General features: G+C 36.4%; 9 protein-coding genes. 5 read left to right on the top strand and 4 right to left on the bottom strand.

What is annotated here, in order from left to right:
• Positions 1-111 precede the first annotated feature (111 nt).
• From IV512_RS14415 to uvrB, 4 genes are all read left to right on the top strand, one after another.
• Complete coding sequence (locus IV512_RS14415; RefSeq protein ID WP_209404561.1) at positions 112-1014, top strand: ABC transporter ATP-binding protein; 903 nt, start codon at positions 112-114, stop codon at positions 1012-1014.
• Between the two features lie 6 nt (positions 1015-1020).
• A complete protein-coding gene (locus IV512_RS14410; RefSeq protein ID WP_209404559.1) occupies positions 1021-1854 on the top strand; it encodes an ABC transporter permease in 834 nt (277 codons plus the stop codon).
• A gap of 166 nt (positions 1855-2020) precedes the next feature.
• Positions 2021-5245 (top strand): BspA family leucine-rich repeat surface protein, encoded by a 3225-nt coding sequence (locus tag IV512_RS14405; RefSeq protein WP_209404557.1) that lies wholly within the window; start codon positions 2021-2023, stop codon positions 5243-5245.
• 60 nt (positions 5246-5305) lie between these two features.
• On the top strand, positions 5306-7294 hold the full coding sequence (uvrB, locus tag IV512_RS14400) for an excinuclease ABC subunit UvrB (protein ID WP_209404555.1): 1989 nt from the start codon (positions 5306-5308) through the stop codon (positions 7292-7294).
• A 559-nt stretch (positions 7295-7853) separates the two neighbouring features.
• Here uvrB and IV512_RS14395 read toward each other — a convergent pair.
• Both IV512_RS14395 and IV512_RS14390 read right to left on the bottom strand, forming a co-directional pair.
• Positions 7854-8279, bottom strand: coding sequence for an Hsp20/alpha crystallin family protein (locus IV512_RS14395; protein ID WP_100869230.1), 426 nt, complete (start codon positions 8277-8279; stop codon positions 7854-7856).
• Positions 8280-8457: 178 nt separating this feature from the next.
• Positions 8458-8859, bottom strand: a complete 402-nt coding sequence (locus tag IV512_RS14390) for a TerB family tellurite resistance protein (protein ID WP_209404553.1) — start codon at positions 8857-8859, stop codon at positions 8458-8460.
• 129 nt (positions 8860-8988) lie between these two features.
• Between IV512_RS14390 and IV512_RS14385 the strand changes: the two genes are divergently transcribed.
• On the top strand, positions 8989-9372 hold the full coding sequence (locus tag IV512_RS14385; RefSeq protein ID WP_209404551.1) for a DUF1456 family protein: 384 nt from the start codon (positions 8989-8991) through the stop codon (positions 9370-9372).
• 44 nt (positions 9373-9416) lie between these two features.
• Here IV512_RS14385 and IV512_RS14380 read toward each other — a convergent pair whose 3' ends face one another.
• Together IV512_RS14380 and IV512_RS14375 are read right to left on the bottom strand one after the other, a co-directional pair.
• The gene (locus IV512_RS14380) at positions 9417-9752 is read right to left on the bottom strand and encodes a hypothetical protein (protein WP_209404549.1); all 336 of its coding nucleotides are present in this window, start codon (positions 9750-9752) and stop codon (positions 9417-9419) included.
• Between the two features lie 152 nt (positions 9753-9904).
• Positions 9905-10366, bottom strand: coding sequence for an Lrp/AsnC family transcriptional regulator (locus IV512_RS14375; RefSeq protein WP_209404547.1), 462 nt, complete (start codon positions 10364-10366; stop codon positions 9905-9907).
• Positions 10367-10589: the final 223 nt, after the last annotated feature.

The raw sequence follows: 10589 nt of genomic DNA, 5'->3' as shown, positions 1-10589 counted from the left end.
TATATATTAATAAGGGCAGCATTTTGTAAATGCTGCCTTTTAGTTTTTAAAACTGTAACAAATAAGCTACTTGCTCGTCAAGTAGTCTGTAACCCTTCAAAAACAATTGACTTGAGTACGATTCTTACAGTTAATAACCTGACCAAGAAATTCGGTTACTTGACCGCGGTAAAAAATTTATCGTTTACCATTGAAAAAGGAAATGTTTACGGAATTCTCGGTCCTAACGGAAGCGGAAAGTCAACGACTTTAGGCATAGTTCTCAATGTGGTCAACCGTACAATGGGAGATTTTTTTTGGTTCGATGGCCATACATCTACCCATAATGCCTTGAAAAAGGTAGGTGCTATCATTGAGAGACCCAACTTTTACCCTTATATGACCGCTGTTCAAAATCTTAAACTGGTTTGTAAGATCAAAGAAGTTGAAGAAGATAAGATTGAGGAAAAATTAGAGCTCGTAGGTTTACTAGACCGTAAGAATAGTAAATTTCAGACCTATTCCTTGGGCATGAAACAGCGTCTAGCAATCGCCTCTGCCCTACTCAACGACCCTGAAATATTGATTCTTGACGAACCCACTAACGGGTTAGACCCACAGGGTATTCATCAAATACGACAAATTATAAAGAAAATAGCTGCAGACGGAACTACAATTTTGTTGGCATCTCACCTGCTTGACGAGGTGGAAAAAGTCTGTAGCCATGTAGTGATTCTAAGAAAAGGTGAGAAATTATATTCAGGCCGTGTAGACGGCATGTTGGCTAGCCATGGCTTTTTCGAATTGAAATCGGAAAATACGCTCGGTCTAAGAGTCTATTTAGAGAAACACGCCAGTTTTGGTTCGATAAAAGTGGAGAATGATTTGATAACCGCCATATTGAAAGAAGATATGGATGCCTCTGAACTAAATCAAGCACTCATTGCTGAAGATATCATATTATCCCATCTGGTAAAAAGAAAGGAAAGTCTTGAAGAACAATTCTTGACACTAACCAAAAATCAAGTGAACTAGAAACTTATGACTAGACTTTTACAAATAGAGTTCATCAAGTTATGGAACAATAGAATAAGTAAAATTCTAATTGTATCTTATTTTCTTTTGCTTACTTCGATTGCTTTGGTAGCAGCGATTAAATTTGATATTGGCCCTATAAATTTTCATCTTGCCGACCAAGGCATCTTCAACTTTCCTTATATCTGGCATTTTAACACCTATGTCACTGCCCTTTTCAAACTGTTCTTGGCCATTGTCATCGTTTCGATGATGGCGAACGAGTATAGCAATAAGACCATCAAGCAGAATTTGATTGACGGACTATCAAAAAAAGAATTCATTCTGAGCAAATTTTTAACGGTAGTTTCATTTTCCTTAATATCAACACTATTTGTTTTCATAGTTTCATTGGTTCTAGGTCTTGCCTATTCTGATTTCAACGAAATTTCCATTATATTTTCAGACTTAGAGTTTCTTTTGGCCTTCTTTATAAAATTAGTTGGCTTCTTTTCTTTTTGTCTTTTTTTGGGCATTCTAGTAAAACGGTCCGCCTTTGCTCTCGGATTCTTAATTCTTTGGATGATTATAGAACAAATGCTATTCGGGCTTTTAGGCTGGAAATTCGTCTCTTGGGATACCGCTAAGATGATTAAAAGTCTTTTTCCTCTGCAATCAATGTCCAATTTGATAGAAGAACCTTTTTCACGACTAAATGCCGTTCAATCAGTAGCAGCCCAGATGGGAGAAAAGTTTAATTTTGATTATCAGGTGCACTGGTACGAAATAGCAGTGGTTCTAACTTGGATTGGTCTATTTATTTATCTCTCCTATGCGATATTGAAAAAGCGAGATTTATAGAAGCCACCAAAATATTACAATTCGATTACCAGTACCCAGAACATTCATTTAACACATAAGAAAACAAGGGGCTTTTTACATTGAAACGATAATATTGACCGATTATAGAGTTTTTATAATACTACTTATCCCTACTTCTAAATTAGCTCTCAAACGATAGAGCTATATGAAATTTTCTCCCAACCTATTCTTGGTCATCGGCACTTTCCTCTTGCTATTTTTTAAAGCTAATGGAATAAGCTATGGGCAAACACCCCCAGAAAGACCGTTCATTTCTACTTGGAAGACAAACAACCCGGGTGTTTCCGGTAATAATCAAATTACTATCCCTACTCTTCTTGGGGAGACCTATAATTATACTGTGGACTGGGGAGATGGTTCAATTACCACGGGGCTAACAGGGGATGCAACTCATACCTATCCCTTTCCGGGCACCTACCAAGTTTCCATTACAGGTGATTTTCCTAGAATCTATTTTAAAGAATTGATAAATGACATTTTTACACAAAAGGATGCAGAAAAAATTCTATCCATTAATCAGTGGGGCGATATTGAATGGCATTCCATGGACTCGGCCTTTTCCGGATGTCGTAATTTAGATGTAAAAAGTACCGATACCCCTAACCTAAATTCAGTACAATCCTTGGAACGTATGTTTCAAAGTTGTTCTTCATTAATTGGAACAACTGCTTTTAATAACTGGGACGTAAAGAACGTTAATAATACCAGCTCAATGTTTTTTGGTGCATCATCTTTTAATAGGAACATAGGTAATTGGGATATCTCAAATGTCTATGACATGTCAGGTATGTTCAATTCTGCCCAGTCCTTCAATCAAGACATAAGTAAATGGGATGTTTCCCAAGTTTCTAATATGAGCGGTCTTTTTTATAGTGCGAAGGCTTTCAATCAAGATATAAGTCAATGGAATGTGTCCAATGCGATTGAAATGGGCTATATGTTTTCTTCAGCGACTTCCTTCAATCAACCTATTGGAATATGGGACGTTTCTAATGTAAAAAACATGTCCAACATGTTCTCACAAGCTACATTATTTAATCAGGACATAAGTAATTGGGACGTTTCAAATGTCACCAATATGCATTCAATGTTCGATAGTGCGGAATCATTCAATATGCCTATAGGCAACTGGAATGTTAGTAATGTGAAAATAATGGCATCCATGTTCAGTTCTGCTATAAAATTTAATCAGAATCTTGCTAATTGGGATGTTTCCAGTGTTGAGCAAATGTACTTTATGTTTGCCTTTAGCGAATCGTTTAATCAAGACATTTCGTTATGGGATGTGAGCAACGTTATCTATATGGATTATATGTTTGCCTATACAAAATCATTTAACCAACCTATTGGCGCATGGAAAGTTGATCAAGTAATTTATATGGATTATATGTTCGATAATGCCCTTTCCTTCAATCGTCCATTGGGAGATTGGAACATTGGCAATGTTCACCAATTAGATGGTATGTTCCGTAACTCGGGACTTACCGCAGAAAACTATGACCATACATTAAACGGCTGGAGCAAACTTCCGTTACTTCAAAATGGAGTTACATTTGATGCGGGAACCAGTCAATATTGTAAGTCAGAAGATGCGCGTCAAACAATAATAGACACGTATGGTTGGACCATTAAGGATTCAGGTAAAACCTCGGATTGTCCAGACGAGAATGCCTTTACCACCACATGGAAAACAGATAACCCTGGCACTTCAGCTGATAATCAAATTACAATACCAGCTAACATAAATTATAACTATAATTTTAAGGTAGATTGGGGAGACGGAACTTTTGATATTGATGTTAAAGGACCCATAACACATACCTATGACCAACCAGGGGTTTATACCGTAAAAATAACGGGAGATTTTCCGCATATAGCTTTTGACAATAATGGTGACAAGGAGAAAATCCTCTCCGTTGATCAATGGGGAGCTATTACATGGAAAACTATGAACTCAGCATTTTGGGGATGCTTGAATATGGATGTGTTCGCAACTGATGTTCCTGATTTTTCCAATGTTACAATTGTCAACGGAATGTTTGCCAATTGTACTTCCCTAATTGCAAACAGTTCATTCAATAATTGGCAAATGGGTACCATTATAGAAATGGAGAATATGTTTTCAGGGGCGTCTCAGTTTAACCAACCGATCGATCGATGGGATGTAAGTAAGGTTAAAGATATGACAGGTACGTTTGGTTGGGCAACTTCATTCAATCAACCTATTGAAAATTGGGATGTTTCCAATGTTGAAGAAATGTGGCTTATGTTTTTTGGAGCGGAATCTTTTAATCAAGAAATCGGCAATTGGAACGTAGAAAAAGTAGTGAGTATGGACAGTATGTTTGATTCCGCAATTTCCTTTGACCAAAATTTAGGTAGTTGGAGACCTCTTAAACTAACAAATGCGACCTTAATGTTTAATAGAGCAGGGCTTTCAAGAGAAAATTACGATGCATTACTTATTGGTTGGAATCAAAAACAATTGCAACAAAATGTAAAATTTGATGCTGGATATAGCCAATACTGTGCAGGGGAAATTGCTAGACAGAACATGATAGACACCTATGGTTGGGTTATTTCAGACTCGGGTTCAAAATCTATTGAGATAGACAACTTAGAGATGCAAACAGCTATTGACAGTTATGAGCTTCCACCAATTACAGGAACTAATTTAACCGGAAACGAAAAATATTACACTGGCCCCAATGGTACCGGAGAAGCATATAAAGCAGGGGCTATGCTTAATTATGCTGATTTTGATGAGTTTCCCGTTACCTTATACATTTATGATTCATCGGGGGAAGGAGAACTCATGTGCTCAGGAGAGATGAGTTTTCAGCTTTCAATTAGCTCAGAATGTAATTTACCTGAGGCCGAGACCTTGCCACAGGCGGTAAGTTGTGTCAAATACGTACTTCCTCAACTGAGCACGGGCACCTATTATACCGGACCAAATGCTACAGGACTAAAATTAGAGGCAGGTACATCTATTTATGTCTCACAAACACTTTACATCTACTCTGGCCAAGGTAGTTGTTCTAATGAAAGTAGTTTTAAGGTAACCATAAATCCGGCATTATGTAAAACATCCGTTGACTTATGTCCGGTTACTTTTCCCAATTTCATAACGCCCAATGGTGATGGCAAAAATGATGTCTTTAGAGTATTGAAGAATTCATGTGGTAAATCTGGCGTTTTGAGCATTCTCGATCGGTACGGTAAACTTATATTTCAAACGACCGATCTTATAAATGGTTGGAATGGTGACTTTAGTTCAAACAAATTACCAGAAACCGATTATTGGTATCAATTTAAGGCAGCCGACACCAAGAAAGTTTACAACGGTCATTTTACCCTGTTACGATAACATCCTTTAAATATTGAATTCAAGCTTACACGAACCATAGTTCTTTCGTAATTTTAGGGGATGAAATTCAAAGTAGTATCAGAGTTTAGGCCCACTGGTGATCAGCCATCAGCAATCAAGCAATTATCTGAAGGAATAGAGTCTAATGAACGTTACCAGACCCTGTTGGGTGTTACCGGTTCAGGTAAAACATTTACCGTTGCCAATGTCGTAGCTGGGGTACAAAGGCCCACCCTGGTGTTGGCCCATAATAAAACGTTGGCGGCCCAACTCTATTCTGAATTCAAACAATTCTTTCCTGAGAACGCAGTAGAATATTTTGTTTCCTACTATGATTATTATCAACCGGAAGCATTTATACCTACATCAGGGCTATACATCGAGAAAGATCTTTCTATCAATGAAGATATTGAAAAGCTTAGACTAAGTGCCACTTCCTCCCTGCTTTCAGGCCGACGAGATGTGCTCGTAGTGGCCTCCGTTTCTTGTCTGTATGGTATCGGTAATCCGGTGGAATTTCAGAAAAATGTGATATCCATACAAAAAGACCAAGTAATCGCACGCACCAAGTTTATGCACCAATTGGTACAAAGCCTTTATTCGCGTACTACTGCAGATTTTAGAAATGGTAATTTTAGGGTGAAGGGCGATGTAGTTGATGTTTTCCCCAGTTATGCCGACCATGCCTTCAGAATTCATTTCTTTGGGGATGAGATAGAGGAAATTGAAGCCTTTGATCCCTTTAATAACAATGTTCTTGAAGTTTATGAAAATTTGAACATCTACCCTGCGAACATGTTCGTTACCTCACAAGATGTGCTTCAAAATGCTATTCACCAAATTCAAGATGATTTGGTAGCACAAGTCGACTACTTTAAAGAAACCGGAAAACCATTGGAAGCAAAAAGACTTGAAGAACGTACCAATTTTGATTTGGAAATGATTCGTGAACTGGGTTACTGCTCCGGTATTGAAAACTATTCGCGTTATCTAGACGGTCGTCAGCCCGGTACCCGACCTTTCTGCTTGCTTGATTACTTTCCTGATGATTACTTGATGGTGGTCGATGAGAGCCATGTGACCATACCACAGGTTCACGCTATGTATGGTGGTGACCGATCTCGAAAAGTGAATTTGGTGGACTATGGTTTTAGGCTGCCCGCTGCGATGGATAACCGTCCTCTTAAATTTGAAGAGTTTGAAGCACTTCAAAACCAAGTTATATATGTGAGTGCAACACCCGCTGATTACGAATTACAATTGAGTCAAGGGGTCTATGTAGAACAGGTTATACGACCAACGGGACTTTTGGACCCCATTATAGAAGTGCGACCAAGTCTTAACCAAATAGATGATTTGGTAGAAGAGATTCAACTTCGAGTAGAAAAAGACGAGCGCACCTTGGTAACAACACTGACCAAACGAATGGCGGAAGAATTGGCAAAATATCTTACACGAATCAATGTTCGTTGCCGATATATTCATAGCGACGTCGATACGCTAGAAAGGGTAGAAATCATGCAAGATCTGAGAAAAGGAATATTTGATGTACTCATCGGTGTTAATTTATTACGTGAGGGATTGGATTTACCAGAGGTATCTTTAGTAGCAATCTTAGACGCCGACAAGGAAGGTTTTCTTCGCAACAACAGATCATTGACACAGACCGTAGGAAGAGCGGCAAGACACCTCAACGGTATGGCAATTATGTATGCCGATAAGGTGACCGATAGTATGCAAAAAACCATAGACCAAACCACCTATCGAAGAGAGAAACAAATGGCCTATAATCAAGAGCATAATATTACCCCAAAAGCACTTAATAAAAGTCTGGATAGCGTGCTTGCCAAAAACTCGGTTTCGACCTACCATTTTGAGAAAGAAGAAATGCGTGCCGCCGAACCCGACCTCGATTATTTGACCAAGGAACAACTTGAGAAAATGATTCGTCAAAAAAGGAAAGCCATGGAAAAAGCAGCCAAGGAATTAGACTTTATGCAAGCGGCAAAATTGAGAGATGAAATTAAATTATTACAAGAAAAAGGGTAAATTGTACGAAAAAAGTAATTGTTATAGAATTTACCATTTATATAAACTAAAATATTAGATAATCGCATAGTAAATACTGGTTTGCAATAAATTAATAACAATTTTTAGTCTAATCTAAAAATTGAATTTTACTTAAAAACCTAATTAAAATCTGTTTTGATACAGTACTTCATTAGTCCGCATAAAAAGCAAATATGTAATCTAAAATCTTTCATTAAAATTTAAACTTGTCAAGCCACATACAGTAATTTCTACAATTAATTTACTCCAACCTACAAACTCCATCATCTACTAATCAAAGAAATTAAAGCTTATCAAAATTCCATTTTCCACAAGTTTTAAAACTTTAAAATCCTCTCAAATTATCGATGAAATATCAGATTGAAAAACCATCTTTTTAATCGTAAAGATTTCATGATTTTTTGATATAAAAACACCAAGAATAATCATAAAAAAATGCCCTAAATCTGAAACTCAAATCAGGGCATTTTCCAACTAACCAACTCAACTTAAAAATCTCTTACCTCAACAAATTAAACGAGGTAAAAAGTTCTCTTTCTTACTTCAATTCAATCAACCTTTTTGGTCTTGGCAAAGCTTCTTCTTTTTTAGGAAGTACGAATTTCAACAACCCTTCTGAATAATCAGCTTTAATTTTATCGGTATCAATTGTTTCGGGCAAAGTGAACGACCGCTTAAATGAAGAGAAACCAAACTCTCGACGGGTATAATTTTCTTCTTTCACCTCATCATCATACTTCTTTTCAGATGAGATTGTAAGCACATCATTATCCACTTCAATATTAAAATCCTCTTTTTTTCTTCCTGGCACGGCCAATTCTAACTCAAATTCCTTTTCATTATCCTTGATATTTACTGCAGGAACTGTGGAGTTCAAATTTTCCATACCACCAAACCAATCAGGTTTAAAAATTTCATTCATCAATGATGGAAACGCCAGATTGTTTCTTTTAACTATACTCATAATATTTATATTTTAAGGTTAAAAATCAAATTCACCATAGAAAGGCAAATCATATACCAACCGAAAAATAGTGTCAATATGGCGCTTACTTCTCACAGAACACTGTCACATTGGCGTTTTATTCAGATTTATAGCGGTAATTTGAGAAAATCCCTGTCGAAAACAGGCTTTTGTAAACTTAATTATAGTGAATCTTGAAAATATCGATGAGTACCTTAGGTGGAACAACACCATCAGTATACTGTTTCATTACCGTAAGTACTTGCTGTATAGCACTGGGAGGTAAACCCATTCCTAATCCTATATTATGTAACCGCGTCACCTCAACATCTTCTTGAACCGTATCTACATTCATCAACAGCACCAATCTATGGAACTGCAGAATACGATCGGCCTGCGATTTAGGAACGACATGCTCAGTATCTGAAACAAAAAGAGAATTAAAAGTCTCTCTATCGACACCCAACTGATCGGCTACACCAAGTAAAAAATTGAATTCAATTTCTTTAATCTTGCCATCGACCTTGGCAAATTCGATCATTTCAGAAAGTATACTTAATTTTTCTTTTTGTGTAGGCATGAGAAAAGATTAAAATGTAGTCTAATTCTTATTATTTACTAATTTACAAAAACGGATGATATACCGGTGTTAAATCTATATTCGTATTGAAGTACGTATAATTTGTAATACCTTGCCAAAAAATTAGTTATGACCAATAACGATGTCTTTAAAAAGCTACGCGTCGCCCTAATGTTAAGGGATGACGAAATCGTAGATATTTTAAAACTTGTTGATTTCAATATCAGTAAAAGTGAACTGGGGGCGTTTTTCAGAAAAGAAGACCACCCCAATTTTAGAGAATGTGGAGATCAGATATTACGTAATTTTCTTAACGGACTAGTACTACACCTAAGAGGAACAAAGGAAAACCCCAAGACACCTAGCGAAGTACTCGCAAAGCCTAAGCCCAAACCTATAGAAAAAAGTAGGGAAAGTTTTAAAGATAAGCAACTGAAAAGCATTGACAAAGCGATGCCGAATGTCAAATATAAAAATAAACCCAACCAGAGAAAAGGAAACAAAAAATCCTGACGAGATATTACCAGTCAGGATTTTTCACAGATTATCAATTTATTCTATCCCTTGATAAGCACACCTACCGTATACAGCTTACCTTCTTGATACTCTTTTAAATCAACTTTCTTATAATTCAATTTCGCCTTGACAAAATCTTCTAAGATTTCATCGTCAGCGTCGATGGAAAGAACTACAATTTCTTGCTCATTATTTAAAGTGAACCGAACCTGTGCCCTTAAATCTGTTTCATTGGAAGTAAATGAGTTCTCACTCAACATCTCCGAAATCTGACTTGAAAGACTTTTGACCTTGTTTTTTGGCTTTAGATCGTTCGCAAATACACTTGCGGTCGACAATAACATTGCAACAGCTAATACTAAACTAATTTTTCTCATGACTTTGTTTTTAAATAATTGATGATTTGATGAATTACTTAAAAGACGAAGTGCACAGAATTCTGTTACATCGCACCTATCTTTTTAACATTTATTTCACACTGTCGAAAATTTAAAAACTAGAGTTCTAGAAAACATTCTTAGTCAGAATATTATTCCCCGAAACTGATATGTCGATTCATATTTTCCTCTAACGATATAAACGACTCAATGTCTCTTATACCTTCAATTACCAAAATTGATTCTTGATAAAGCTGTCGATAATGCAAACTATCTTTCGCATGTATTTTTACGAATATATCATACTTACCGGTACTATGATGAATTTTGACCACTTCAGGAACATTGCTCAAAGCGTCGATTACATTTTTATAAAGAGATGCCTCCCTTAAGAACATACCTAAAAAAACCGTCATTTTCCATCCAAGTTTACTATAGTCGATAGACAAGGTAGCTCCTTTGATTACTCCTAAGTTTTTCATTTTTCTGGTACGCATATGTACGGTTCCGGGAGAAATTCCGGCACGTTTAGCGACCTCGGTATAATTCATTTGGGCATCCTCTGAAAGGATCGATAAAATTTTATGGTCTACGGCGTCAAGCTTGTCTTTCATAAATACATTTTTACAGGTCAATCGTCAATTTTCTTTTTGTCAGAATCAACAGATTATCATTTTAAGTCTGCTTTTTCTTCAATTAAAATTGTTAAATACGCGATTTCAGTAAATTTAATTCAAGCTTTTGAAAAAAAGTGTAATAATATGCTAATAAACAACTGTATTTAATGAAAAATGCATTTTTTTTATTTAGTCAAATTTTTGATGTCATAAAAATGAT

This window comes from Pseudozobellia sp. WGM2, from assembly GCF_017810075.1.
Taxonomy (GTDB): Bacteria; Bacteroidota; Bacteroidia; order Flavobacteriales; family Flavobacteriaceae; genus JADNYK01.
Note: the sequence above shows the minus strand (reverse complement) of the source record. Positions and strands in the feature narration are given on the sequence as shown.